The organism is Agrobacterium sp. 22-214-1 (genome assembly GCF_053522465.1).
In genome coordinates this window covers 37,532-63,391 of sequence record NZ_JBNWCK010000008.1, presented here as the reverse complement: position 1 = coordinate 63,391, position 25,860 = coordinate 37,532, and the positions used below count along the sequence as shown (strand labels likewise).

The following is a 25,860-nucleotide window of genomic DNA, read 5'->3' as shown; positions in this document are numbered from 1 at the left end:
AACTTCCATTGAGTGCTTGGATGAAACCTAAGAATCCGCGTGACTATAGTTATGATGTCGCCAAAGGCCTGTGTATATTCCTTGTTGTTTTCGGCCATGCGGAAAGAGGCCTAAATGGTTCTGTCGCGCCGCCGCACTTCGGCCTTATGGGCTTCGCCGACTATGCAATTTACACCTTCCATATGCCGTTTTTTTTCTTCGTGTCGGGACTGTTCTTCTCTGGACAAGATACCGCACCTAGAGATTTTTTCGCCAAGCTCGTAAGAAATATCGCTTATCCCTATCTATTCTGGTCAGTCCTGCATGGCAGCCTGATGGTGGTGATGGGGCGTTTGGGTCTTACAAACACGACCATTGATTTTACCAGAGTCCTGGAAATTCTATGGAGCCCGATCAGCCCCTTCTGGTTTCTTTACTCACTATTTTTTTGCCAACTTGCCTCTCATGTACTCGTTCGGGTGCCTGCCCTCGTCCGAGCGGCATTCGCGCTTATTCTGTTCATTTTCTTTTATCTGCAGGGCCAGCAGGTCCCATGGGACATTACGTACGGCTTGATCTATTTCACACTCGGCATTGTCGCAAAACAATACGGCTTTCAGCAGAAGCGATACACTATGCCCTCATTTCTCGCGCTTCTGGCAGCCTTTACGATTTCCACCTATGTCTCGTGGCAAATTGAAATCCCCGAACGGTTTCCTTTCTTATCGGCGGGTCTCGGCATAGTCTTGATGATCGCAATTTCGCAGGCACTAGTTATTCGTGAAAGCCCTATTTCATTGATGTTCAAGACACTCGGCCAGTTGTCCGTTGGAATTTATGTGATGCATATCATCGCCATCGGTTTTGGCCGGGCTGTCGCGGTCAAGTTGTTTCATGTAACGGACATAGCGAGCCTGTTGGTAATCACGACAATCATTGGCGTTGCCCTGCCGGCCATTGTTCAGATGGCCGCAATACGTTTCGGGATACATGAATGGATGGCTCTGCCCGCTTCGGCATATCGCCGACATAATGCCAGTGCTGCATAGCAATCGAAGGGTCTGACGAATAGCGTGGACGCGAACCTAGCGATTCCGGGAGTTAAAGAACGACTTGAAGTCGCGGGCAGGCTCTTTATTTCAGAAGCATTTATACTGAAATAGGAAAAATTATTTTACAAAACAATTGATTAGTCTTCACGTCAGTCAACAGCAAAAGAAACCGCGCAAGCGTGACAAAACTGCACTAGCGCAATGCAGCAATCAAAGAGATTATGGCATCCAACTGAATATTGAAGCGCAACAATACTGACACCATTAGTGGACTCGAACATCGTGCCTCGCCCGGAAATTTTCGGCGCAGTTGAGCGATGATGAACTTGAAGCATCGTCTGAAATTGGGCATATGCCTGATAGGGGACGTAAACATCCCGGGATGCGATTCCGCTGAACGGATGTAATGCCGGTTTGGATTTCCTTTACCGGTGTCATTTATGAAGTGCTTATTTTTAAAAACTTATACGATGTCCGGATTATTTCAGCTTTTCGGACGGCATTCATTTTGAGGACCAAATGCGTTTATTGAATGTTTCGATTCTGCTTGCCTCCGCAGCACTGGCGGGTTGCACGGTGACTTCGGCCTCCGGCCCCGATGCAGCCTCGATCGAATCTAACGCTTCGGTGAAATTCGCCTCCAAGGACAAGCAGAAAACCGCCGGTGTCGACTACGCGCTGCTCGACATCAACAGCTCCGTCCTCAATTACGTCGGCGACACCACAACCACCACCCTGCTCGGCAGTTTCGGCGGCGGCAAGGGCGGCGTCCCGGCGTTGCCGATGGGTGTCGGCGACGTGGTGCAGGTTGCAATCTTTGAAAGCCAGGCCGGCGGCCTGTTCATTCCGAACGACGCGGGCAGCCGTCCCGGCAACTTCATCAGCCTGCCGAACCAGACCGTGGACCGGGAAGGCAATATCAGCGTTCCCTATGCGGGCAAGATTCGCGCCACCGGCCGCAACGTCGAGGATGTACAGAGCGAAATCGAGGAACGGCTCGCCAACCGCGCCATCGAACCGCAGGTTCTCATCACCAAGATTTCCAGCCGCTCCGCACAGGCCTCCGTGCTTGGCGACGTCAAGGAGCCGACAAAGGTTCAGCTTTCGGAAGCGGGCGATCGGGTTCTCGACGTCATCTCCTATGCAAAGGGCCTCAGCGCCCCGAATATCGAATCCTATGTCACGCTGATCCGTCGCGGCAAGACCGCCCGCGTCAACTACAACCACCTCGTCAGCACGCCGTCCGAAAACATCTATGTGGTTCCGGGCGACACGATCATGGTGGAGCGTGAGCGCCGCACCTACCTTGCTTTCGGCGCTTCGGGCCTCAACGGACGTTTCGAGTTCGAGGATGCCGATCTCAAGCTTTCGGACGCACTCGGCAAAGCGGGCGGACTGCTCGATTCCCGTGCCGACCCGGCTCAGGTCTATGTCTATCGTATCGTCAAGCGCGATCTTCTCGTGAAGCTCGGTATCAATACGTCGAAGTTCCCCGGACAGGACGTTCCGGTCATCTTCCGCGCCAATCTGCGCGATCCGTCGACCTTCTTCGCCGCCACGAAGTTCCCGATGCAGGATCGCGACATCATCTATGTCACCAACTCGCAGGCCACCGAACTTTACAAGTTCCTGGATCTCGTCGGCTCCGTACCGGCGACGACGGGCAATGTCGCCGAGGACGTGCTTGCGACCCGCAACGCCATCCGGGCCTTCTAATCGGCGGCTTCTCGCCGTTCATGACAAAGCCGCCCCGGAAACGAGGCGGCTTTTTCTTTGGCCGGAACCAGCGGCGAACGGGAACATGGTCAAGCATTGCATGGGGCAGGAACCGAAACCGTCTGTCCCCTGAAAGACAGGGCGTATAGCGACAGTCATTGTCGCCGCCATTACAAAAGTTTAAGGTGATTTCGCAGCGCATTGGGTGTCTTGTGGGGGAAAGCTGCTCCCAAGGCTTACCGCACATGTTCGGGAAACATGTATCGCTCTCATTACGCGGAATCGTCAGATGAAACGTTTCTGGACCGCTCTCAGCGTTCTTGCCATCGCAGCCGCCGGTGCCTGGTATTTCAAGGACCGCCTGCCGCTCGATCAAGTCCCCTATCTCAAGCAATTTGCCAGCGTATCTCCCAGGGCCGACGCCGAAACGGCGGCGCAGTCCTCCCAAGGCGGCCAACCAGCCCGGCAGCAGGGACAAAGACAGGGTGGAGGGCGGCGCAATGGCGGGCCACCCACCATCAGCACCATCGCCGTCGGCAAGGCGACGCTGCCGATGGATGCAACGGCGACGGGCTGGGCGGTTGCGGCCGACATCACCAATATCGCGCCGCTTCAGGCCGGCCTCGTCATGGAAATCGAGGCGAAGGACGGTCAGCATATCAAGGCGGGCGACCTTATCCTCAAGATGGATGACCGCATCGCCCGCGCCGCTGTCGACAAGGACAAGGCCAATATCGCCGCCGATCAGGCAACGCTGGAGCAGACGGAGGCCGCCTTCCAGCGCGCCGCCAACCTCGTCAAGCAGAGCGCGGAATCCCAGCAGGTGCTGGATCAGGCAAGGGCGGCGCGGGATAGCGCCAGCGCCAAGATCGATGCCGACAAGGCAACACTTGCCTCCGACCAGGTGACGCTCGAGCACATGGAAATCCGTGCCCCCTTCGATGGGCGGCTCGGCGATATCAGCGTCAGCCCCGGCGCCTATCTCAGCGCCGGCGTCAATATCGTGACGATCACCAAATACGATCCGATTTCGGTCAGTTTCCGGCTCTCACAGCGCTATCTACCGCAATTGCGCGAAGGTGTGGCGAAGAATACCGCAGTCGATGTCGATCCCGCGGCGACGGGGGGCGAACCGATGAGCGGCGTGCTGCGGTTCTACGACAATACGGTGGATCAGACCTCCGGCACGGTGCTGGCCAAGGCGGAATTCAAGAACGATCGCGGTCTTTTATGGCCCGGCCAGTCCGTCAATGTCACGGCGCACTTCGTTTCGGACGATGAAATGATCGTCGTGCCGACGGTCGCCGTGCGGCCGGGGCCGAGGGGCAATTTCGTCTATACCGTCGATAGCGAGCATCATGCCCATATGACACCGGTGGAAGTCGCCCGCTCGAATGGCGATCTTACCGCCATCGCAAGCGGCCTGAATGGTGGCGAGCATGTGATTATCGAGGGTCAATCCGAACTTGCCGACGGCCAGTTCGTGGTCGAGCAATTTTCCGACAAGGGCGGCGCGGCCGGCAATCTGGCCGCCAATATTCCGCAGGAAAAGGTTGGCGACCAATGATCCCCAATTTCTGCATCAACCGGCCCGTCGCCACCACGCTTCTCGCCATCGGCCTGGTGCTGGCCGGGCTTGCCGGCTTCCGCCTGCTGCCCGTCGCCGCCCTGCCGAAGGTGGATTTCCCGACGATCAACGTTTCCTCGTCGCTGTCAGGCGCTTCGCCGCAAACCATGGCCACATCGGTCACCACACCACTGATCAAGCAGTTCGAGACCATTCCCGGCGTCAGCGAAATCAGCGCCACCAATACGCTCGGCAACAGCTCGATCGTGCTGCAGTTCGATCTCAACCGCGATATCGATGCAGCGGCGGCCGATGTACAGGCCGCGATTTCCCGCGCACAGCGGCAATTGCCGAGCAACATGACGACGACGCCAAGCTATCGCAAGACCAATCCGGCCGATGCGCCGGTGCTGCTGCTGGCCGTCAATAGCAAAGAGATGCCGACCAGCAAGGTCGATGAAATCGCCGAGAACATCATCTCGCCGCTTCTTTCCACCATATCGGGCGTCGCGCAGGTGAGCATCTATGGCGCGCAGACCTATGCCGTGCGTATCGGCCTCGATCCGGCCCAGCTTCAGGCAAGAGGGCTTGGCGTCGACACCGTCACCACCGCCATCGCCCAAGCGAATAATCAGGTGCCCGTCGGGGCGTTGCAGAACGACAATCAGCGCCTGACGATCGAGGCCGATACCCAGCGCACCAATGCGACCGCCTTCCGCTCGCTGGTCGTCTCGACGAATAATGGCGCGCCGATCCATCTCGGCGATATCGCCAATGTCACCGACAGCATCGACAACACCAATGCCGGCAGCTGGTTCGACGGTGAACAGGCCATCGTTCTCGCCGTGCAGCGTCAGCCGGACGCCAATACGGTCGACGTAGTGGACGCCATCAAGGCCAAGCTGCCGGCGCTTCACCAGCAGTTGCCGCCTTCGGTCAATATCAACGTCATGAATGACGCCTCGACCGCCATCAAGGACGCGATTTCGGACGTCCAGTTCACGCTGTTTCTCACCATCGGGCTGGTGGTTGCGGTTATCTATCTCTTCACCGGGCACCTGACGGCGACGATCATTCCGGGTCTTGCAGTCCCCCTGTCTCTCATCACCGCCTTCGGCATGATGTATGTTCTGGGCTACAGCATCGACAATATCTCGCTGCTCGGCCTGACGCTTTCGGTGGGACTGGTGGTGGACGACGCCATCGTCATGCTGGAAAACATCCTGCGCCTGCATGAAAAAGGCCTGCCCATGCGCGAAGCGGCCCTTCAGGGCGCGGCGGAGGTCAGCAGCACCATTCTCTCCATGTCCATCTCGCTGGTTGCCGTCTTCATTCCCATCCTGTTGATGGGCGGCGTCATCGGCAGGCTCTTCAACGAATTCGGCATGGTTGTCACGCTCGCGATCATGGCCTCGGCGCTGGTCTCGCTGACGGTGACGCCGATGCTCGCTTCGCGCCTCTCCGGCCACTCCTCCAGACCACCGGCGATCATCCGCTGGTTCGATGCGGGTTTCGAACGCACGTTGCGCGCCTATGGCCGCGCCGTCGGGTGGTGCCTCTCCCATCGCCGCATCGTTTTGGCGTCATTTCTCGCCTCGGTCGCGGCATCGCTCTATCTCTTCGAAACCCTGCCCTCCAGCTTCTTTCCCCAGGAAGATATCGGCCGTCTTTCGGTTTCGACGCAGGCGCGTGAGGATATTTCCTATACGGCGATGCGCGATCTCCAGGCTCAGATCGCCGATCAGATCCGCAAGAATCCGGCCGTGGTGCATGTCACCTCCATTGTCGGCGGCAATTCACGCAATCCGCTGAACAACGGCTCGATGTTCGTGGAGCTGAAGCCCAAGGAAGAGCGGGCGCCGCTGAGCCAGGTGCTGGCGGAACTGGGGCAGGCCACATCGAAAGTGGCGGGCATCCGCACCTATATCAATCCGCAGCAGAGCCTGCGTTTCGGCGGGCGCAGCTCCGCCAGCCAGTACCAGCTCGTCGTTCAGGGCCTGAACGCCGACACGACCAATGAATGGTCGAACAAGCTGATGGAAGCGATGCGCCGCGACCACACCTTCACGTCAGTCACCTCCGACGCCCAGAACGGCGCGATCGCCGCGACGATTTCCGTCGACCCGGAAAAGGCCGCCGCCTTCGGCATCACCAATGACCAGTTGCGCAAGACGCTGGAAATGTCCTTTGGCGGTTATACGGCGGCACAGATCCAGTCCACCGGCGACAGCTACGACGTGATTGTGGAATTCGACAGCTCGAAACCGTGGAATGATGATTTCCTCAGCGATATCAACATTCTTTCGGCGAAATCGGGCGTTCTGGTTCCGCTTTCAAACTTCGCCAGCCTCACCCGCACACAGGCCCCTGTCACCATCAACCAGACGGGCCAGCTCGTCTCCACCACCATCTCCTTCAACCTGCCGGATGGCGTGGCGCTTTCCGATGCCACAAGCCGGATCGATCAGATCAAGAGCACGATAGGCCTGCCGCAGGATGTCTTCACCAGCTATGGCGGCACGGCGGCGATCTTCCAGCAGAGCCAGGGCAATACCGGCATCCTCATTCTGGCGGCGGTGCTGACCATCTATGTGGTTCTCGGCGTGCTTTACGAGAGCTTCATCCACCCGCTGACCATCCTCTCCGGCCTGCCGGCGGCGGCCTTCGGCGCACTGGTGGCGCTGAAGGTGATGGGCATGGATTTCTCGATCATCGCGCTGATCGGCCTGCTGATGCTGATCGGCATCGTCAAGAAAAACGCGATCATGATGATCGATGTCGCGGTGGAACTGATGCGCGAAAAGGCCGAACCGCCCGCAACCGCCATTCACGAGGCCTGCGTGCGCCGTTTCCGGCCGATCATGATGACGACCTTCTGCGCGCTGCTTGGGGCGCTCCCCATCGCACTCGGCTCGGGCGCGAGTTCGGAACTGCGCCAGCCGCTCGGCATCGCCGTGGTCGGCGGCCTCATCGTGTCGCAATTGCTGACGTTGTTCATCACACCTGTCATCTTCGTGGAAATGGATCGGTTCGGCCATTTCCTCACCAGGCTGTTTTCCCGCCGGAAAAAGGCGGAAAAACACGTCGAACCGCAAAAGCCGGAAGGGACCGGCGAACCGGACTCCGTTGCCGCTTAACGCAGATTTTCGAGGCGCATCAGCGCCTCGAAACCCGCTGAGGCACCACCGCTGCAATAACAGAGCCTCTGTCAGAGAATATGAAAATCCAGCCAGGCTCTTTTATTGCCGCGAAAACCGGCCAAAGGCTCCGCCCGAAAAGCACAGCGGGTCCCCGTCGCGATGGGCGGCGCGCAGCACCTCGCCGACGATGATGGTGTGGTCGCCCGCATCGTGGGACGCCGCCTGACGGCATTCGAACCGGGCAAGCGTGCCGGGAATGACGGGAACGCCCTCGTCATTCATTTCCCAGTCGAGATCGTCGAAAGCGCGGCCATTGCGGGTGAAGCGGGCGCTCAGCACATCCTGATCGGCGCTCAGCACGTGGATGGCGAAATGGGTTGCACCGCTGAAGGCCTGATAACGCGACGAGCTTTTGGCCGGCGACCACAGCACCAGCGGCGGATCGAGCGACACGGATGCGAAGCTGTTGACCGTCATGCCGATCGGCCCTTCCGGCGTCGTGGCGGTCACCACCGTCACGCCGGTGGTGAAAGCGCCTAGCGCATTGCGGAAGCTGCGGCTGTTTTCGCCGCCGGGAACGAATACATGCTCATTGGGCATTTTGATCGCCTCTGCCACTGTCATCACGGCACCTCTTTTCCAAGCGCAAGGGTGTAGAGTTCGAACCACGTCTGGCGGTCCATCGTCACGTTGAGCGCATCGGCCGCCGTTCTGATACGCTCGATATTGTTGGTGCCGAGCACAGGCACGATCTTGGCCGGATGCCGCAAAAGCCAGGCGATCGCCACTGCCGTGGCATCCACGCCCTGTTCCTTGCCGATGCGCTGCAGGGCGGCCATGGTGCCACCATGGGCACCGGAGAACAGCGAGCCGCCGCCAAGCGGCGACCATGCCATTGGAGAAACACGCTTTTCCTGCAGGAAGGCCAGATCGCCATTGGTGAAGCAATCCGTGGCGAGAAGGCTCATTTCGATCTGGTTGGTCACGAGCCGGTTGCTCATCGCCGATTGCAGCAGGGAGAAATCCCACGGGCGGAAGTTGGAGACGCCGACGGCCTTGACCTTGCCGGATGCCACCAGCGCATCGAGTGCCTTGCCGGTTTCTTCCGCATCGATCAACGGATCTGGACGGTGAATGAGCAGCAGGTCGACGTGATCCGTCCCCATGTCGCGAAGCGACGCCTCGACCGAGGCGTTGATGTGGCCGGCCGTCGTGTCGTAATGTTTGACGCGGGCGGCGGCGTAACGTCCGGCGGGTGCAACGATGCCGCATTTCGTGACGATTTCTATTCTGTCGCGCAGTCCGGGCGCGGCTTTCAGGCCCGCCCCCAGAATGGCTTCCGCCGTGTATCCGCCGTAAATATCGGCCTGATCCATGGTGGTGATGCCCTGCGCGAGGCAAGCCTCGATCTTGGCCTGCACGTGGGCGGGCGAGGTATCGGCATCGTCGCCGATGCGCCACATGCCGTAGACGATGCGGCTGAGTTCGAGTTTGTCGGAAAGAGCGATGCGTTCCATCAGTGGCGTTCCCCGTTGCCGAGCGGCGTGGCCGGCGTTTCAGAAGGCACCCGGCCATAGGCATGCGGCAGGGAGCAGGTTTTCATCTGCGGCAGAACCTTGGTGCCGAAGTGCTCCGCCTCATCGAGATGCGGATAACCGGAAAGGATGAAGGCGCGAATGCCCATCTTCTGGTATTCCTCCAGCGCCGAAAGCACCTTGTCGGTGGAACCGACCAGCGCCGCACCGCAGCCCGAACGCGCCCGGCCGATGCCGGTCCACAGATTGGGTTCGACATAACCGAACTTGTCGGCGAGTTCGCGGGCACGCGCCTGATGCGACACGCCGAGCGAGCCGCTGTCATGCGCGCGGTTGCGGATCAGTTGCCCATATTCGTCATCGAGCTTCGAGACAAGATGTTCGGCATATTCGCGGGCTTCCTGTTCGGTATCGCGCACCACCATATGGACACGCAGGCCGTAATCCAGCGTGCGGCCATGGGCGGCGGCGCGTTCATTTGCGGCACGCATGCGGTCCGCAAGCTGGTCCTTCGTTTCCGGCCACATCAGATAGACGTCGCATTGCGCGCCGCAGAGTTCCAATGCATCCGGCGAGTAGCCACCGAAATAAAGAAGCGGTCCGCCATTCTGCTGATAGGGTCTTGCCGGCTCGGTGGAGACGCCCTTGAACTGGTAGATTTCGCCGTCATGGTCGATGGTGTCGCGCGTCCAGGCCTGGCGCAGAATCTCAACCACCTCATGGCTGCGCTTGTAGCGAAAGGCGCTATCGGCCACTTCGCCGGGGAAATCCGAGCTGATGACGTTGAGCGTCAGGCGGCCTTTCAGCATGTGGTCGAGCGTCGCCACCGTGCGCGCCAGCATGATCGGCTGCATTTCGCCGCAACGAATAGCAGCAAGGAAATTGATGCGGTCGCTGATCGGCGCACAGCCGGCGACGAAGCTCAGCGTATCCTGCCCGACCTGATAGGACGAAGGGCAGAGGATGTTGCGGAAGCCGAGTTCTTCGGCCTTTTTGACGATGTCGGAACAATGCTCGAAACTGGAACGCAGGCTGCCATCCGGCACGCCGAGATAGGCGTAGTCATCGGAACACAAAGCGGAAAACCAGGAGACCTCGGCAGCATCGAGATCAGCGGATGTAACGGGTACGACGGTCATGCAATTCCTCCTCAGGGCCGCTCTCGTTTTTCTTGCATAACATCAAGAAATATGTAAATCAATGATGTATCAATTTTTGTTTCGGGGGAGGAAACGGCATATGAAAAACACTGGCGGCAGCCTGCCAATGTATATGCAGATCGCGGAAATGCTGGTGCGCGAGGTGGCGGCGGGCCGGCTGATCGATGGCGAGAAACTCGCGCCGGAGCGCGATATGGCGGCCGATCTCGGCATCGCCGTTGGCACGCTTCGCAAGTCGCTCGCCGAATTGCAGGAGCGCGGCCTGCTGGAGCGCGTGCAGGGTTCGGGCAATTACATTCGCGCAGTCAGCGACCCGCAAAGCGTCTACGCCTTCTTCCGGCTTGAACTGATCGAGGGCGGCGGCCTGCCGACGGCGGAGGTTCTGGATGTGGCCCGCCTTGCCAAGCCCGCCGGCCTGCCCGCCTTCGGCACGTCGACCGAAGGACACAGGATTCGCCGCCTGCGGCGCATTGCCGGCAAACCGGCGGCCATCGAGGAAATCTGGCTGGACGGTTCTTACGTCGACACCATCGCCATCGAGAACATGTCGGAATCGCTCTACCTCTATTATCGCACCCGCCTCAACCTCTGGATATCGAAGGCGGAGGATCGCATCGATCTCGGTGAAGTACCGGAATGGACGCCCGAGGTCTTCGGTCAGAAATCAGGCGCGCTGGTGCCGCGCGTGTTGCGTCTTAGCCAGGCGCAGGATGGTGCTGTGGCCGAAGTTTCATGGACCTGGTTCGACCATACCGTTGTGCGATACGTTTCTCGCATACGTTGAGACTGCGCAAAATTCGCGTGATGCAGATGAATAGAGAAAATTGACGGGAGGCAAGCAAGCAGCGGCCTGCCCAGCAGGCAGTTTTGCGACTATATTTCTTTAAATCAATGGCTTAATAGTTTTTGATTTCTGTCAGAAATAAAATTGATACACTATTGATTTCCTTTTTTTGAAAGGTAATATCACGTCCTCAGGGAGACAGGCGTTTCGCCATCCCACGATATCGCCAGACAATCGGGATCGATTTTCGACGATGCGATGCGTGGAACTTGAAGGTTGATACCGGCAATGGCGTCCATCCGAATTCTGGACGCGCCGGTCGTGAGGAGGAAAATATGGCTTCGGTCAGCCTGCGCAAGCTGGACAAGAGTTACGGTGCCCTTCGCATCGTCAAGGGCATAGATCTTGAAATCAACGATGGCGAATTCGTCGTGTTCGTCGGCCCTTCCGGCTGCGGCAAATCGACGACGCTGCGCATGGTCGCCGGGCTTGAAAGCATTACCGGCGGCGAAGTGAAGATCGGCGACCGCGTCGTCAATCGGCTGCCGCCGCGTGAGCGTGACATCGCCATGGTATTTCAGGACTATGCGCTTTATCCGCACAAGACGGTGCGCGAAAACATGGGTTTCAGCCTGAAGGTGCGCGGTGTCAGCGCATCGCAGGCCAATGCCAGCATCGATGACGCGGCGAAGATGCTCGGCATCGAGCACCTCCTCGACCGTCGGCCCGGCCAGCTTTCCGGCGGCCAGCGCCAGCGCGTGGCCATGGGCCGCGCCATCGTGCGCCGCCCGCAGGTGTTTCTGTTCGATGAGCCGCTTTCCAACCTCGACGCCAAGCTGCGCGGACAGGTGCGCACGGAAATCAAGCGCCTGCACCAGCAGCTCGGCACGACCATCATCTACGTTACCCATGACCAAGTGGAGGCCATGACGCTGGCGGACCGCATCGTCATCCTGCGCGGCGGCGATATCGAACAGGTCGGCACGCCGGACGAGGTCTATAACAGGCCGGAAAGCGTCTTCGTGGGCGGTTTCGTCGGCGCGCCGGCGATGAATTTCGCCCGCGCAAAGGTGAGCGGCGACCGGCTGGCATTTTCCGACGGCAATTCCCTGCCGATGGCAGCCATCCGGCCATCGCGCGAAACCGGGCTCGACGGACGTGAAGTCATCGTCGGCATTCGTCCGGAACATTTCGGCCCCGTCGAGGGCTTCGACACGCAGCTTGCGGTCAAAGTGCAGGTGGTGGAACCGCTCGGCTCGGACACGCTCGTCCATTTCAGCCTTGGCGATGCGGCGCTGACCGCACGCATGCCGCCGCATCTGCGGCCTGCTCCGAATGAGGAACTGAAGATCGGCGTCGATCCGTCCAAGGTCCATCTTTTCGACGCCGCAACGGAACGCTCGATCCACTGATTGCCGGGCGAAAAACGCTGCGGCCAAGTATTTAATAACGGGAGGAACACATGACATTCAAAGCTATCGGGGGCAAATCTATCCGGGGCAAAGCCCTCATGGGTGCCGCGTTCTGCGCAACCATGCTCGCCTTTTCGGGACAGGCCTTTGCCGACGCCGAACTGAAAATCTTCGTTTCCAGCCAGCATCAGCCCGATGTGTGGCGCAAGGCGCTGGATCAATATGAGGCCAAGACGCCGGGTGTGAAGGTGGTCATCGAGACCGGCGGCAACACCTCGGAAATGCAGGCGCAATATCTAAATACCGTGATGTCGGCCAAGGATTCGAGCCTTGACGTGCTGATGCTCGACGTCATCCGCCCTGCGCAATTCGCCACCGCCGGCTGGACCAGCGATTTCTCCGGAAAGGATATGTCCGCCTATCTGCCGACCTATGCGGAAGCCAACACCGTGGATGGCAAGATCGTGGCGCTGCCCGCTTTTGCCGACTCCATGTTCCTATATTACCGCAAGGACCTGCTGGACAAATACGGCATTCAGCCGCCAACCACCTGGGACGAGTTGAAAGAGGCGTCCAAGAAGGTGATGGAAGGTGAAAAGAACCCCGAGCTTCAGGGCCTGTCCTTCCAGGGCAAGGCGATCGAAGGCGCGGTCTGCACCTTCCTCCTGCCCTATTGGAGCGAGGGCAAGTCGCTGGTTGAGAACGGCAAGCTGAATTTCGACAACAAGGCTGCCGTGGATTCGCTGAAGCTCTGGAAGAGCTTTGTCGATGAAGGCATTTCCAAGAAGAATATTTCCGAAGTGGCGACCGACGACACCCGCAAGGAATTCCAAGCCGGCAAGGTGCTCTTCGCCGTCAACTGGTCCTACGCCTGGACGCATTTCCAGGGCAAGGAATCGCAGGTGAACGACAGGGTTGGCGTCGCCCGCCTGCCGGCCGTCAAGGGCGGCGAGCAGACAACCTGCCTCGGCGGCTGGGAATTCGGTGTTTCGGCCTATTCCAAGCAGCAGGATGAAGCCAAGAAGCTGGTGGAATATCTCTCCGGTCAGGATGTTTCGAAGTTCATGGCCATCAACGCCGCGCTGCTGCCCACCTATGCCGCACTCTACAAGGATGCGGATGTGACCAAGGCGATCCCGTGGTTCGCGGATGCCCTGCCCGTCGTCGAGACCGCCAAGGCCCGCCCCGTGACGCCGCGTTACAACGAGGTCAGCGAGACGATCCGCACCACCGTCAACGGTGTGCTCGCCGGCGTGATGACGCCGGAGGATGGCGCAAAGCAGATGGAAAGCCGTCTGCGGCGCGTTCTGCGCTAAGCTTTGGGCCGGAAAGCGGCATGCCTGCCATGCCCTTTCCGGCCGCTTCGACTGACAGGAACAAAGACGCCTGAAGGGCGCGATAAACGGGCCGGATAAGAACCGGTCCGCTCGGGAGATGACGACGTGAATCCAGTTGCGGGAGTGGCAGACGTGACAATGCCGGAAAGAACCATGGTTCGGGTGGACGAGAAACCGCAGCCGCGCTGGACGCGGTGGCTCGATCTCGGCGACCGGCCGCTGGCCGTGCTTCTCCTGGCGCCGGCGGCAATCTTGCTGTCGCTCATCATCGTCTATCCGGTGGCGCGGCTTGTCTACACCTCGTTTTTCAGCCTTTCGCTGACATCGGGCCTGCCGGCGGAATTCATCGGCTTTGAAAACTACACGGCGATGTTCGACGACCCGATCTTCTGGGAAACGACCTGGAACACGGTGCTGATCACGCTGATCACCGTTCCCGGCGCGCTCATCGTGGGCCTTGGCCTCGCACTGCTCGCCAACCTGCCTTTCTCCATGCAGTGGCCGATGCGGCTTTCGCTGTTGATCCCGTGGGCGCTGCCGCTGTCCTTTGCCGGCCTCATCTTCGCGTGGTTCTTCCATTACGAATATGGCGTGGTCAATGATGTGCTCAACCGTTTGGGCTTCGAAGGCATCATCTGGTTCAATTCGCCGAACTGGGCCTTTGCGGCCATCTGCCTGACCATCATCTGGAAGACATCCTCCTTCATGGCGCTGATGATCCTTGCCGGCCTGCAGACCATTCCGCGTTCGCTCTACGAGGCGGCGGATGTGGATGGCGCCGGCAAAATCCGGCAGTTCTTCGAAATCACCCTGCCGCTTCTCAAGCCCTCGATCGTCGTCGCCCTCATCTTCCGCACGATCACGGCGCTGCAAACCTTTGATATTCCTTACATGATGACCGGCGGCGGCCCCGGCACATCCACCACGACGCTTGCCATGTACATTCACCAGAACACCGTTTCCTTCCTCGACCTCGGTTACGGTTCGGCGCTCGCTGTCATGATGTTTGCGCTCTCCATGTGCGTCACCGCCGTTTATCTCCGCATCATCAGGACGAAGGACTGATCCCATGAGCACCGTTGCGAATTCCGGTCTGTCCTCCTTCTTTTCCGGCAAGCCGCTGCGCTTCATCGCGGCCTCTATTCTTCTGGTCAACGGCCTGTTTCCGGCGATCTGGATCCTCTTCACCTCGCTGAAGACCGAAGCGGAACTGACGGTCAAGCCGATCACCTGGTTTCCGCATGCGCCGACGCTGGCCAATTACATGCAGGCCTTTTCCGACCAGCCGCTGCATCTCTTCCTGTTCAACAGCTTCATGGTGGCGCTGCTTTCGACCGCGCTCACCATCCTGATTTCGGTGCTGGCGGCTTACGCGCTGGCGCGGCTGAACCTCAAATATCGCGCGCTGATCCTTTCGCTCATCATCGCCGTTTCCACATTCCCGCTGGTGACGCTTCTGGTGCCGCTGTTCGAAATCATGCGCGCCTTGAACCTGCTCAACAGCTGGACGGCGCTGATCCTGCCCTACACGGTGCTTTCGCTGCCGGTCTGCACGCTGATGCTGGTCTCCTTCTTCGAGAGCATCCCGCGCGATCTCGAAAACGCCGCCATGATCGATGGCTGCACCCGCATCGGCGCGCTGTTCAAGGTCGTCGTGCCGCTCTGCGCGCCGGGCGTTTTCACCGCCGGCATCCTTGCCTTCGTGAATGCCTGGGATGAGTTCCTGCTGGCGCTGTCCTTCAATTCCAATCCCGCGCTCCGCACACTCCCCGTCGGCATCCAGCTTTATCAGGGTGAATTCGCCTTCCCCTGGCCGGTCATTTCGGCGGCGCTTGTGGTGGGTATCGTGCCGGTCGCCATCCTGATCGTCATCTTCCAGGAGCGGGTCGTCTCGGGTCTCACCGCCGGTGGTCTCAAGGGCTAAAAGGTAAAGTCATGCGTTTCGAAACCACCAAAGACGGCTTCGCGCTCACGATCGGCAACCGCACCATACTTTCCCATTCTCCCCAAAACCCGGCCTTCTTCGCCGGTTTCGGCGAGGAGCGAATGGACATGTATCGCGGCAATTTCGATATCGAGGACTACGTTATCGAACGAACCGCCCTGCGCCACGCCGAGGTGAGCGGCGACAGCGTCACGCTCTCATCCGCGCCGGGACAGGCACCGCGCCTTCGCCTGACACTCGACGGCAACGCGATGCGGCTAACGGCGCTGGATGACACCGTCAACCGCCTCTGGCTGCGCGTCGTTGCGGAAACGGATGAGCATGTCTGGGGCGGCGGCGAACAGATGTCCTATTTCGACATGCGCGGCCGGCGTTTCCCGCTCTGGACTTCCGAGCCGGGGGTCGGTCGCGACAAGACCACCGAAATCACCTTCAAGTCCGATGTCAGCGGCAAGGCGGGCGGTGATTATTACAATACCAACTACCCGCAACCGACTTACCTGTCGTCGCGCAGATACGCCCTCCATGTGGAAACAAGCGCCTATTCGGTCTTCGATTTCCGCAACGGCGATTTCCACGAGATCGAAATCTGGGCCATCCCCGAAAAGATCGAATTCTTCGCCGGCGATCATTTCACCGATATCGTTTCCGCCCTATCGCTGCGGTTCGGACGCCAGCCGGAACTGCCGGAATGGGTCTATAACGGCGCGATCATCGGGTTAAAGGACGGCGTCAACTCCTTTGCGCGACTGGAGAAAATCCGCGCGGCCGGAACGAAGGTGTCCGGCCTCTGGTGCGAAGACTGGGTGGGTCTTCGCCAGACATCCTTCGGCGCGCGCCTGTTCTGGGACTGGCAGGCGAATGACACGCGTTATCCGCATCTGCGCCAGAAGATCGCCGAGCTTGCCGATCAGGGCATCCGCTTTCTGGGTTATGTAAACCCCTATCTCTGCGTCGATGGCCCGCTGTTCCCGGTGGCCGAAAAAGCCGGTTATTTCGCCACCGACGCCGAGGGCAAGACGGCGCTTGTGGATTTCGGCGAGTTCGATTGCGGCGTGGTCGATTTCACCAATCCGGCCGCCGCCGACTGGTTTGCCGAGGAGATCATCGGCAGGAACATGCTCGATTTCGGCCTCTCCGGCTGGATGGCCGATTTCGGCGAATATCTACCGATCGACATCACGCTTTCCAACAGTGTCGACGCCAAGCTGATGCACAATGCCTGGCCAACGCTCTGGGCCGAGGTCAACGCCAAGGCCGTCGAAAGTCGCGGCAAGACCGGCGAAGCGCTGTTCTTCATGCGCGCCGGCTTCACCGGCGTGCAGGCCCATTGCCCACTCATCTGGGGCGGCGACCAGTCTGTCGACTTCTCCCGTCACGACGGTCTGGTCACCGTCATCTGCGGGGCGCTCTCCTCCGGTCTCATGGGCAATGCCTATCACCATTCCGATATTGGCGGTTACACCAGCCTGTTCGGCAATATCAGAACTGCAGAGCTCATCATGCGCTGGACGGAGATGGCGGCTTTTACCCCGGTCATGCGTACCCATGAGGGCAACCGGCCGCGCGACAATCTCCAGATCGATCAGGACGAGGCGGTTCTTGCCCATTTCGCCCGCATGACATCCATCTATGTCGCACTGGCCCCCTATCTGAAATCGCTCTCGGCGGAAGCGGCCAGGACGGGCCTGCCGGTGCAGCGTCCGCTCTTCCTGCACTACGAGAATGACCGGCGGACCTATACCATTCAGGACTGCTATCTCTACGGGGCGGACACGCTCGTCGCACCCGTCTGGAAAGCGGGCGAAACGCAACGCTCGCTCTATCTTCCGGGCGACGGTGAATGGGTGCACCTGTGGAGCGGCGCGCATTATACCGGCGGACAGGACGTCACCGTCGAAGCGCCGCTCGGCGAGCCGCCGGTGTTTTATCGTGCAGATAGCAGCCATCGGCCGCTGTTTGAACAGCTTCGTACCATCTGCTGAACGATAGCCGAGATCGTCCCTGCCATCACCCCGTCAGGCGGGGTGATGTGATTGCCTTTTTGAAAAGGGCGGTCATCGCCTCGCTGATGCCCTGCGACGGGCTGACTTCGAAGAACAGGCCCGGCGAAGCGCATTGCTGCATGCGTGCACCGATTTCCGGCTGAAAGGGTGCGATCCAGCTATTATACCAGCCATTGGTCGGCAGCGGCAGATAGGTGGTATAAAGCACGGCGATGCGAAAACCCTTTTCCTTCAGCTTCGTGCAATATTTGATATCGATCGGTTCCTGACAGCGGCCGCTGGTCGTTTTTTTGGTACAGGAGGATGGCTTGTAGCTGTCGCCGACGCCGTCTGACACGAAGAAAACGATCTTCTCCGGGCTCGCCGAACTCGCACCGGTGCCCGAAGAGCCGATCCTGTCTCCAATCTGGGTCAGTGCCCGGTCGAAATCGGTCTGCTGGTCGTTATTATAGCCCTGATAGGGAATGGACATCAGATCGATTTCGCCCGCTTTTTTCTTCGCGGTCGCCAGATCCGAGGTCAGGGGAACGACTTCGAGCAGCTTCGTATCTTCCGCCTTCTCTCCGAAGGTATATACCGCCATGCGATATTGATTGCTGCTTTTCCGCGTGGACTTTGCCGTATCCATCAGGCTTGCCGTAGCCTGCGCCACCACATTGATGCGCGTCGTGACCCCGAGGCTTTTGGCTTTGTAGTAATAGCTGTTTGTATCGACCACCCCGTTTTTCACGATGTGACAGGCGAAAGCACATTTGTCGCTCGTATTCGCAACCATGGTGGCAACGTCGGTCGGCGTCGCCCCAACGCCCATCGAGGGGGTGTTATCAAGCAGGACATAGAAGTCGCTGAATGTTTCCGTCTCGTATTTGGCGGTCGCCTTGCCCGAAACGGTAATGAGATCCTCTCCGAGTATCCGTGAAAGCGTCGTGCCGACCGATGCCTTGAAGCTGACCGAGGATTCGATCGCGTTACCCCGCTTGATCACCGACACATCAAGAGACAGGAGCTTATAATCGGGATTGGCCCGCTCATTGCTTTCAAAGAATGCGGACGCTTCATCAGTGCCAAGCGAAATGACACCGTCGCCCGACATTTCCTTTGCCTTGTGAACGCTCGACGACGTATCGGCAACCACTGCAAGCGCTGCGGCATCCGCCGCCATCTGCAGGTCCGATTTGACAGCCATGCCATGCGTCACATCGAGTGCCACGCCGGCCGCCCCGATCAGCGGCACCATCAACAGGGCGCTGAGAATGCCGAAATTTCCCGATTTATCCTGCCAGATGTTCTTCAAATTCGCCCCCGGAACCTTTCCTCGGAGCGAAAGTTAGCCGAATAATATTGAAAGGCAGTTTCAAGAGATAACTAATTTTCGATAAATCTAATTTCCTCAATAACTAATACGCCAATGGGAGATGCGCACCAGCGCAAGCCCGTTCGGGTATTCACGATCACGCCTGACGACGGATCGCCGGCAGGACGTTGACATTTATGAAACTTGACCTACAGAATAAACTCTTCCGAGGGGAGCACCGAACGGTGCTGAGATGGCGATGAGCCGGACCCTTGAACCTGATCCGGGTGACGCTCGCTACTGTTTTTGCTGATCTTTCAGCGTTTTTTTAGAACAGCTTATTAGCAATTCCATTAGCAATTCGACGCTAGCCGACGCCACGCTCCACCGGAGCTAAACTCGCATTCCCGAAGATGATCACAAGCCCCCGACACCTAATTTATCTGCGCCTAAATCGATCATTTTTGCCATGTTGATATCTGTCGGTAGCAATACGGCTTACGCTCATATCTTTCGACGATGTGCATGGCTTCGGGTGGGATCAACGCTTTGCTGATGCGAGAAAGAACGCGACCACGAGAGGATGGGGAGTTAAAGAAGTCTCCCGCTTCTCCCAGCGAATGGGTGATCAGCGGGACGGACTTCCGCCTCTACATGTGGGATGATAAGATTGCTGCTGTGAGAATGCATGGGGTCGGGACACTCGACGATTTCGTCGTTGATAGTGGATGAACTCCAAGCAAAGCACGATCTACCCCCGAAACGATTTTAAATCGAACTGAGCGGCTAAGACGTGAAGCTCCGCTGCCGGGTCAAACCCGATAACCTTAGCGATAGCTATGTACTCAACGACGTCTAGGCGGCGTTGACCCGTTTCTAGTTTAGCCATGTAGGACTGGTGCTGCCCGATGGCGTTAGAGACAAACTCTTGCGTATAGCCAGCCGCGTGCCGCTTACGCGTAATCATACGGATCAGTTGCTCATGTTCCGACGAGCTTAGCGATTTCGACAAAAAAAGCCCCAATTTTTTAATTGGGGACTTCAAATATACATAAGAACCAATTATGCCAAAACAGCAGAAATGGTATTACATCCATTTAGCAACCAGTCGTGGGTATTTGGGGGATAACTTGAAATCCAAAACTTTGTGGACCGCATGCAGGGTCTGCCAGAAGCAGGTTTCCGTGAGCGCTAAGGCTTGCCCGCAGTGCGGCGCGCCTCGAAAGCGATTGGGTGCTCTGAAGTGGTTTGGCGGCGGTTTCGCCGCATTAGTGATTGCCAGCGCAATTTTTGGTTCGGGTGAATCAGAGAACGGCGCACTGGTTGGCAACAGTACCACCGCGTCTGCATCAGCCGTCAAATCCGCCGCAGCGCCTTCGCCAGAACGGCAGGCGAGCTTCATCGCAGCAATCAGCGATTACAAAACCCGTTTTGAATCTGCTGGAAACGAACTTCAGCAAAGTGTTCTGCGGGACGAACGTCGCGCAGCAATCCTAAAAGCGGTTGGTGACGAGCTTCGCGCTGACGGTTGGTTGGGTACGCTTCGCAAATTGGAAACGAACAGTGATGGCAATGCAGTCATCGTCGTTCGTATCGCCCCAAATATCGATCTGGCGACGTGGAACAACGCGATCTCCGATGTTCTGCATTCGACCCTGATCGAAAAGGGAACTCCGCTTTACGCTGCCCTTGTGAACATGTCGACTGGCGACAGGGTAAAGGTCTCCGGCAATTTCATTCATGCTGAAGCTGACGGCTTGTTCGAGCAAAGTATCACCATTCGCGGGGCGATGACCGCTCCAGAATTTCTTTTCAAATTCACTGACATTTCCAAATAGGAGAATTGACCATGGCGCTTATCAGTTGCCCGGAATGCAATAACAACGTCAGCGACGCGGCATTCAAATGCCCATCTTGCGGTACACAGCTTCGCAAGCCAAAGCGCGGTTTCTTTGGGAAACTGTTCAAATGGTCCTTCATCGGATTCAATGCCTTGATGCTGCTATGGGCTGTTGCAGGCTTCAATGCCGCCACGAACGATATGGCGTCTCTTACGGGAGCGGAACAAGCGGGAGCGGCAATCGGAACCGGTATCGGTATGGCGATGGTGCTGACCGTGTGGGTACTAGGCGCAATCGTTCTTGGAATGTTTGTACTCTTCACCAGACCGAAGGTCGTCTAATGTGGAGAGATAACCGGCGAGATATTCGCCCGCGTGAACCTCTAGGTTTTAATCGGATGGTGGATTGCTGATGCTTGCGAAACTCTCTGGCATTTCGTTTCTTGCTGTCGTCGCATCGGCGATAGCCGCCAATTCTGCTTGCCTGAAGGAATCAGATGTTCAGCTTCACAACGCGGACTTGAAATCCCATTCGGAAAATGTTGGGCGAAAGGATGGCAGCGTCGTTTCCGTCTATCGACAAAAAGGCAGCGCACGCTTTGTCGAGGTCGTTCGTCAAAACCGCTGTATTGCGACTATCGAAGTCCTGAACGCTGACGAGTTGGATCGAAGATACGGTCTCATGGCTTCGCTCTGGGATGAGCGCGCCATTGCTCAAGAGGAAGCTCTCGACAACGAAGGAATGGATGAAGGTGGCGAAACCGAAGTTGTTTCGGATTCCGAACTGCCCTTCCTCGCAATGGATCAATTTCCTGTATCCATCTACTCAGGTCCGAGCCGACTTCCCGATTTCAAAGGGCGAGACCGAGACTTCGCCACCTTTCGCACTCGCATTTCCAACGGCGTGAAGGCAGGGGTCAATTTCTCAGGACAGTACGCGATTACGCAAATCGGCTGCGGGTCGAGTTGTTCGATAGCCTTCGTAAGCGATCTCAAGACCGGTCACCAGTTTCGCTTTCCGTATGGCGGTGAGGAAGCTGGACCTATGACGCTAAAGCACAGTGCGGGTAGTCGGCTTCTGATTGCGACATGGCGTGTTGGCGATCAATGTGTACTTGGCTCAATGACATTCAATGCCGGAACCTGGGAATCGTTGGCGAAGCATTCGATTGGGGATTCAGACGCCTGCTATGAAGACATTGATGAAAACATCAGCGCATTCAAAAGCAAACAAGAAATGAGCGGCGCAAATGAAGTTTCCGCTTCAGGAAACAAAAGTGCTAACGCCGATCACGCTCAAGCGCAGACAGATCAGCAACCGCCCGCCAATGTCTCACCGAGCGCGGGGATGACCGAATACGACAACATCAATGTCGCGGCGTTGCTGGACCTTTACGAAGCCCACGATTTGATCCTTGCTTGCTTCAAAGCCAGAAAAAATCAGTTCCCCGCTTATTTGTCGCGACAAGATATGGAAAAAGCCGAAGCGGATTTCCTGAAGGATGAAGCGGAAATTTTGAAGCGCGATCCAAGGATTGATAAACAAGCCGTTTCTCGAAGAGCGCAGGAGTTGAACACGCTGTTTACAATGGCTGTTGTTCTGACAGGGATGACAGAAACGAATTATGAACACTGGAAGGCGTGCCGAAAGCTGGCATCTATTTTTCCGCCCGGTATCGAAAACGCGAGATTGAAAAAACGCGAAGCCATGGGAAAGAAAAATTCGGCTGGCGGACTGATAGTGCCGCAGGACCCGCGCTTCAGATAAGCTTCTCAGAATGAAATTGCAGAAAAGCGAACGGGGAGATTAATGTTCTTGCCAGAGGCGACCTGATGAAAACTCTAAGCCTACACTGTCAGTATTGTGACTTCTCCCAGTCGATGCTCCAAGCGTCTTCTGGAAGGAGTCTGAGTAAGGCGGAGATATGCCAGACGACCTCCTCGTCATCGCCTTTTCGAGCTGAAAGTCTCGACAAAACGAACGTGTTCTCACCACGACACTGCCATGGGCTGGCGCCTTGATAAGTATTTTCGATTTTTGAGGAATGGTGCTCATCGATTTGAACAACGATGGACTGTTCAAAACGTCCAAATCCGTTTGATTGCATTCGATATCCAGATTCTTGTGAAGGCGGTGAAGATTTCAGTTTCCAACTTCTGTCGTCGCGTCGGCGGTGACAGCGTTATGAAAAGCAAAATCAGGGATCCAATTGCACAAAGCTGACTGAGCATCCCAGCCACTTGTTTCGTGAAAACGATTCCAAAACGGGAAATCCATCGACGAAGCCGGATAGAAGTCAAAAGGTGCGTAATTCGTTTGGTTGCTGGTAAGATGATTTTCCACTTTCAGTGAGTATCTCAAAAAACCAGCGAGATCACAAACACTACTCACAGGTTTGAAGTCAACGAGTGAAATACTTGCTGTTGGATTGGGGATTTTATAGCCGCCTTCCGGCGTAAGAAATCGATGATGACGGTCTTTGAAGTTCTTAAGTGTTTTCTCATGAAATAAAACCGCGCCGTGACCATGAGGGTGAATTGGATTTGTGTGAAAGCTATTTTGACGGCTACCTTCGATATCAAAAGCTAGGAAAGCCAAAGGCTGAAACTTCTTATTCCTGCGCGTCACTTTATCTTTAGTGAAGCAGTGACGTCTAAGCGTTGAAGCGTGATATTGTGCGAATGCTCTATCAACTCTCCGCTGCGCATCGATAATGTTATGACAATCTCCATAACTTCTGAGATGAACAGTAACAAGAAAAGCGTTCTCACTTATGTATTCCTGTATTCGAGATGTATTTTTATCGTATGAATTGACTATGTCGAACGATGCTTTTTGAATAAAGTTCGATAAAGCCCATTCGTCTATTTTATTTGTTTTCATTTTTACTTCGTTAAAAGGCAATATAAATCTAATTGCGCCAATCTCTGACGGGCGCATGTGAAAATTAAATAAAGAAAACCAAGATCGCTCTCGTGAGCGGACCCCTGATTGCCGCAAACCGGCTACTTCTTATTTAGTTTGTGGAATTGCTTTGCAGCGGAATAATTTTTCCGCTAGCTGAACCATGAGTTATCACGATATATTTATTACTATATCAGACTTTTTGTTTATTTTCAATAATATTATTGATTTAAGCAACTTTTTACTCGCGTCATCCCCACGTTCTGACGGTTCCGCTCACTGTTGCGTAGACATATGAGTCGACGTCTTGACGATGTTGACAGGAGCGCGGCATGCCAGCTCAACAAATTGCGCCATTTGAGTAAACCGTAGTGAGACAACGCCATGAGACACTTTTAGCGTCTTATTAGGGTTGATTTCAGCATTCCGAGACGTTACGACTCATACATCTAGAGTCAAATGAGACAAAAAGGGCATCAGATGTCGGTCATATACGGATATGCCAGAGTGTCGTCGGTCGATCAGGATTTGACCCTGCAAGAAGAGACCCTCCGATCAGCCGGGGCAACGCTTATTCTGAAAGAGAAGAAAAGCGGCACCACAACACAAGGCAGAGAAGAGCTTTCCAGACTGCTCGATTTCGCTCGGGAAGGCGACACCATCATCATTACCCGCATTGACCGTCTCGCCCGCTCGATAGGCGATCTATCCGCTATTGTGGACCGCCTGAAAGCCAAAGGTGTTTCCTTAAAGGCAACGGACCAACCAATCGACACCAGCACTCCAGCCGGAAAAGCATTTCTCCAGATGCTTGGCGTCTTCGCTGAATTCGAGACAGCCATACGCAGAGAACGCCAGTTGGAGGGAATTGCCAAGGCGAAGAAGGAAGGCGTCTACAAGGGCAGGAAAGCCACTGTTGATGGCGCTAGGATCAATGAGCTAGTGGCGGCTGGTAAAGGTCCGACCGAGATCGCGAAAACCCTTGGGATCGGCAGAGCGACTGTCTACAGATATTTACCGGACAAGGTTTAAATCGCTCAACAAAAGTGAACAGTTTTGTGTATTGTTCAACAATTGTGAAATCTGGCGGAAAACTAGGGCTGCACCGGGCGCGGGTAGGATTTGTGGCCCCTGAGCCCTCATCGAAACGTCAGTGCATAATTGTCTCGACTAGACAATTTGATAAAGGGTCTTCATTCTTTATTTGCATTCACCTTCTTAGGTTGCGGAGAATATATATCGCAACCACCAAGGATTTGTGCATTGCTAAATATCAACTTCAAATGCCCCGAGTGCAACTCATTCATCGAAGATGAAGTTGATAATGCCACTTTCGACTGGACAAACGATAGCACTGGCGACGGGATAGAGAGCAACTATTCGACAGTTACCTGTACCGAGTGCGATGAAGATTACAATATCGAGGTAATCGCCATGCCGGGGCAAAAGGATGTGAAGGTGACTGATCATCCTGAAGTAAAAGTCCGTTTCATTGATGATACATTCGATTTTGAAGACTTCGGACCTGAAGACCTGCCTTTCGACGCTTATGAGGTGTTTCAGCAATCAGTTGCAGACGCGAAATCCCTTCATACAAACTCGTACAAGTTAGGGATACCCGGTCAGCCGCTTCTAAAGGTGCTTTACCTTCAGTACGTCGTCATTTTGGAAGCGTATCTTAGTGACCGACTGATAAAAATAATCACCAACGATGATAAAAAACTACTTGCCTTAGTTGGAAGCACTGAGGCTCTCCGATCTTCAACGCATACGCTGATTGACATAGCTAAAGACCCAAATTTTGTAAAAAGGACTGCCAAAAAATATCTAGAACGAGTTTCATTTCATGATCTTTTGAAAGTTTCAGGCTTCTACGAAGCCGTGCTTGACGTTTATATTTTTGCTGACGAGCGCCCTGAAAAACCTAAGAAGAATAAGAAAAAAAATGAAGGTCAATCTGAACTGACTGCCGAAGAGCAGAAGATGCAACAAATAATCCAAATCCGACATCATATCGTGCATCGTAACGGGCGAGACAATGACGGAAACTTCATTCCGCTAAAACTCGAAGAGGTAGAAGAAGTCGCGAAACTGGTGAATGAAATGGTTGAGAGGATAGAAAAGAACTATCGTCCATATATCGAGCAGTTGTCCGAAGAGTTAGACAAGGACATTCCGTTTTGAAGTG

At 56.3% G+C, this 25,860-nt stretch carries 21 protein-coding genes; 15 read left to right on the top strand and 6 right to left on the bottom strand.

Annotated features, from left to right (window positions below):
- Positions 1-20: 20 nt before the first annotated feature.
- From ACQZ5G_RS22095 to ACQZ5G_RS22080, 4 genes are all read left to right on the top strand, one after another.
- Positions 21-1,028: an acyltransferase family protein gene (locus ACQZ5G_RS22095; protein ID WP_448738508.1), complete on the top strand. Its 1,008-nt coding sequence runs from the start codon at positions 21-23 to the stop codon at positions 1,026-1,028.
- 522 nt (positions 1,029-1,550) lie between these two features.
- Complete coding sequence (locus ACQZ5G_RS22090) at positions 1,551-2,747, top strand: polysaccharide biosynthesis/export family protein (RefSeq protein WP_448738507.1); 1,197 nt, start codon at positions 1,551-1,553, stop codon at positions 2,745-2,747.
- Positions 2,748-3,036: 289 nt separating this feature from the next.
- On the top strand, positions 3,037-4,314 hold the full coding sequence (locus tag ACQZ5G_RS22085; protein WP_448738506.1) for an efflux RND transporter periplasmic adaptor subunit: 1,278 nt from the start codon (positions 3,037-3,039) through the stop codon (positions 4,312-4,314).
- Positions 4,311-7,451 (top strand): efflux RND transporter permease subunit, encoded by a 3,141-nt coding sequence (locus ACQZ5G_RS22080; protein WP_448738505.1) that lies wholly within the window; start codon positions 4,311-4,313, stop codon positions 7,449-7,451. The genes ACQZ5G_RS22085 and ACQZ5G_RS22080 overlap by 4 nt, the downstream gene beginning before the upstream one ends.
- Before the next feature lie 102 nt (positions 7,452-7,553).
- On the opposite strand, the gene ACQZ5G_RS22075 is transcribed toward ACQZ5G_RS22080, so the two are convergent.
- Genes ACQZ5G_RS22075 through ACQZ5G_RS22065 form a run of 3 tightly spaced genes read right to left on the bottom strand, consistent with a single transcriptional unit; the run spans position 7,554 to position 10,128 of the window.
- Positions 7,554-8,078, bottom strand: a complete 525-nt coding sequence (locus tag ACQZ5G_RS22075; protein WP_003519878.1) for a flavin reductase family protein — start codon at positions 8,076-8,078, stop codon at positions 7,554-7,556.
- Positions 8,078-8,971 carry an aldo/keto reductase gene (locus ACQZ5G_RS22070; protein WP_003519879.1) on the bottom strand — a complete coding sequence of 298 codons (894 nt, stop codon included), beginning with the start codon at positions 8,969-8,971 and terminating at the stop codon, positions 8,078-8,080. Before ACQZ5G_RS22070 ends, ACQZ5G_RS22075 begins: the two co-directional genes overlap by 1 nt.
- A complete protein-coding gene (locus ACQZ5G_RS22065; protein WP_003519880.1) occupies positions 8,971-10,128 on the bottom strand; it encodes an LLM class flavin-dependent oxidoreductase in 1,158 nt (385 codons plus the stop codon). The genes ACQZ5G_RS22070 and ACQZ5G_RS22065 overlap by 1 nt, the downstream gene beginning before the upstream one ends.
- Before the next feature lie 100 nt (positions 10,129-10,228).
- Between ACQZ5G_RS22065 and ACQZ5G_RS22060 the strand changes: the two genes are divergently transcribed.
- The 6 genes from ACQZ5G_RS22060 to ACQZ5G_RS22035 all read left to right on the top strand — a co-directional run bounded on the left by ACQZ5G_RS22060 (position 10,229) and on the right by ACQZ5G_RS22035 (position 17,612).
- Complete coding sequence (locus ACQZ5G_RS22060; RefSeq protein ID WP_448738504.1) at positions 10,229-10,933, top strand: GntR family transcriptional regulator; 705 nt, start codon at positions 10,229-10,231, stop codon at positions 10,931-10,933.
- Between the two features lie 335 nt (positions 10,934-11,268).
- Positions 11,269-12,345, top strand: coding sequence for an ABC transporter ATP-binding protein (locus ACQZ5G_RS22055; protein ID WP_003519883.1), 1,077 nt, complete (start codon positions 11,269-11,271; stop codon positions 12,343-12,345).
- Positions 12,346-12,395: 50 nt separating this feature from the next.
- On the top strand, positions 12,396-13,661 hold the full coding sequence (locus ACQZ5G_RS22050) for an ABC transporter substrate-binding protein (protein ID WP_448738503.1): 1,266 nt from the start codon (positions 12,396-12,398) through the stop codon (positions 13,659-13,661).
- A gap of 174 nt (positions 13,662-13,835) precedes the next feature.
- A complete protein-coding gene (locus tag ACQZ5G_RS22045; protein WP_448738602.1) occupies positions 13,836-14,747 on the top strand; it encodes a carbohydrate ABC transporter permease in 912 nt (303 codons plus the stop codon).
- A 4-nt stretch (positions 14,748-14,751) separates the two neighbouring features.
- Entirely contained in the window at positions 14,752-15,606 is an 855-nt protein-coding gene (locus tag ACQZ5G_RS22040) for a carbohydrate ABC transporter permease (protein ID WP_003519886.1), read from the top strand.
- Positions 15,607-15,617: 11 nt separating this feature from the next.
- The gene (locus tag ACQZ5G_RS22035; RefSeq protein ID WP_448738502.1) at positions 15,618-17,612 is read left to right on the top strand and encodes an alpha-glucosidase; all 1,995 of its coding nucleotides are present in this window, start codon (positions 15,618-15,620) and stop codon (positions 17,610-17,612) included.
- Positions 17,613-17,637: 25 nt separating this feature from the next.
- Here the strand turns inward: ACQZ5G_RS22035 and ACQZ5G_RS22030 are convergent, their stop codons facing one another.
- Both ACQZ5G_RS22030 and ACQZ5G_RS22025 read right to left on the bottom strand, forming a co-directional pair.
- Positions 17,638-18,927: a pilus assembly protein TadG-related protein gene (locus ACQZ5G_RS22030; protein ID WP_448738501.1), complete on the bottom strand. Its 1,290-nt coding sequence runs from the start codon at positions 18,925-18,927 to the stop codon at positions 17,638-17,640.
- A gap of 751 nt (positions 18,928-19,678) precedes the next feature.
- Complete coding sequence (locus tag ACQZ5G_RS22025; protein WP_112540194.1) at positions 19,679-19,894, bottom strand: helix-turn-helix domain-containing protein; 216 nt, start codon at positions 19,892-19,894, stop codon at positions 19,679-19,681.
- Positions 19,895-19,991: 97 nt separating this feature from the next.
- Here ACQZ5G_RS22025 and ACQZ5G_RS22020 point away from each other — a divergent pair, with 97 nt between their 5' ends.
- From ACQZ5G_RS22020 to ACQZ5G_RS22010, 3 genes are all read left to right on the top strand, one after another.
- Positions 19,992-20,765, top strand: a complete 774-nt coding sequence (locus ACQZ5G_RS22020) for a hypothetical protein (RefSeq protein WP_448738500.1) — start codon at positions 19,992-19,994, stop codon at positions 20,763-20,765.
- Positions 20,766-20,776: 11 nt separating this feature from the next.
- Positions 20,777-21,109, top strand: coding sequence for a zinc ribbon domain-containing protein (locus ACQZ5G_RS22015; protein ID WP_448738499.1), 333 nt, complete (start codon positions 20,777-20,779; stop codon positions 21,107-21,109).
- Positions 21,110-21,179: 70 nt separating this feature from the next.
- Positions 21,180-22,535 (top strand): hypothetical protein, encoded by a 1,356-nt coding sequence (locus ACQZ5G_RS22010; protein ID WP_448738498.1) that lies wholly within the window; start codon positions 21,180-21,182, stop codon positions 22,533-22,535.
- A gap of 375 nt (positions 22,536-22,910) precedes the next feature.
- Here ACQZ5G_RS22010 and ACQZ5G_RS22005 read toward each other — a convergent pair whose 3' ends face one another.
- On the bottom strand, positions 22,911-23,651 hold the full coding sequence (locus ACQZ5G_RS22005; protein ID WP_448738496.1) for a hypothetical protein: 741 nt from the start codon (positions 23,649-23,651) through the stop codon (positions 22,911-22,913).
- A 501-nt stretch (positions 23,652-24,152) separates the two neighbouring features.
- Here ACQZ5G_RS22005 and ACQZ5G_RS22000 point away from each other — a divergent pair.
- Both ACQZ5G_RS22000 and ACQZ5G_RS21995 read left to right on the top strand, forming a co-directional pair.
- Positions 24,153-24,704 carry a recombinase family protein gene (locus tag ACQZ5G_RS22000; RefSeq protein ID WP_137086405.1) on the top strand — a complete coding sequence of 184 codons (552 nt, stop codon included), beginning with the start codon at positions 24,153-24,155 and terminating at the stop codon, positions 24,702-24,704.
- Positions 24,705-24,935: 231 nt separating this feature from the next.
- Positions 24,936-25,856, top strand: coding sequence for a hypothetical protein (locus tag ACQZ5G_RS21995; RefSeq protein ID WP_448738495.1), 921 nt, complete (start codon positions 24,936-24,938; stop codon positions 25,854-25,856).
- Positions 25,857-25,860 lie beyond the last annotated feature (4 nt).